At 61.3% G+C, this 1,133-nt stretch carries 1 pseudogene; it reads left to right on the forward strand.

Features of this window, described 5'->3' with window-relative positions:
• Positions 1-166 precede the first annotated feature (166 nt).
• Positions 167-1,133 (forward strand): annotated as a pseudogene (locus CTR53_RS21155) (helix-turn-helix domain-containing protein); the annotation flags it as partial.

The following is a 1,133-nucleotide window of genomic DNA, read 5'->3' on the forward strand; positions in this document are numbered from 1 at the left end:
GGTAGTGCCCCTTAACTTCCGTGATGAGCATACCCCTGTTTGAGGGGAGGTTGGCATCCTCGATAGGAGTCTTGTTCTTATCGAGGAGGTTACCTTGGACTGGGAGACGCTGTATTGCCCTAACAGCCGATGCGAACATTATGGAAAACCTTTTAAAATCGGACGGTTGGTTCGCAACGGCAGCAGTCGGGGCGAGCCTCAAGCCCGCTGTCAGGGGTGTGGAAGTAGCGTGACGTTGAGCTACGGTACGGCTTACTACGGGTTGGGGACGGACCCCTTAATCTTCGAGACCGCCTTGCGGGCATTGGCGGAGGGGAATTCGCTGCGCGCCACCGCCCGGATCGTCGAAGTGGATAAAGAACTGGTCAGGAATTGGTTGGATCGGGCCGCCCGCCAGTGCCGGGCCGTGATGCTGTATCTGTGGCGGGATCTCCCGGCGACCGAATGCCCACTGGATGAACTGTGGAGTTTCGTGCATACCAAGCAAGAAAACCTGCCGGGCGCACAACACTATTTGGACAGTTATGGGGAGACTTGGGTGTGGTTGGCCTTTGCCCCCGTCTGGCGGTTGGTGCTGGGGTTTGTCGTGGGCNNAACGCGATCAGGCCAGCGCCAACCGCTTGCTCGGACAAGTCGCTCAGGTGACTGACGCTCGTCTTCTGCCGCTGTTTACCAGCGATCAATGGGCTGCCTACCCCCAGGCGCTGTTGACGACCTATGGGGAATGGTACTGTCCACCCCGNNAGTGATCAAGCAGCGCCGCCGGGGCCGGGTGATCGCGGTGCGGACCCAGGTGGTGTTCGGCGACCCGGCCGTCGTGACCGCCCGCTTGGCCCAATCCCCCGTGAGTAACACGATCAACACCCGCTTCGTCGAACGGGACAACCTGACCCAGCGGCAACAAAATCGCCGCCTCACCCGGCGGACCAATGGCTTTTCCAAGGACATCACCTGGCTCGAAAAACAGTTGTGGTTGTCGTTGGCGTACTACCATCTGATCTTGCCCCACGCCCGGTTGCGGACCCCCTTGCCGGCTCCCGAACCCACGCTCGGCACCGGCTCGCTTCGACGATGGCGTCCCAGCACCCCGGCGATGGCGGCCGGCATCACCGATCACCTGTGGACGGTCCGTG

It is taken from the genome of Ferrovibrio sp. (genome assembly GCF_002796975.1).
Taxonomy (GTDB): domain Bacteria; phylum Pseudomonadota; class Alphaproteobacteria; order Ferrovibrionales; family Ferrovibrionaceae; genus Ferrovibrio.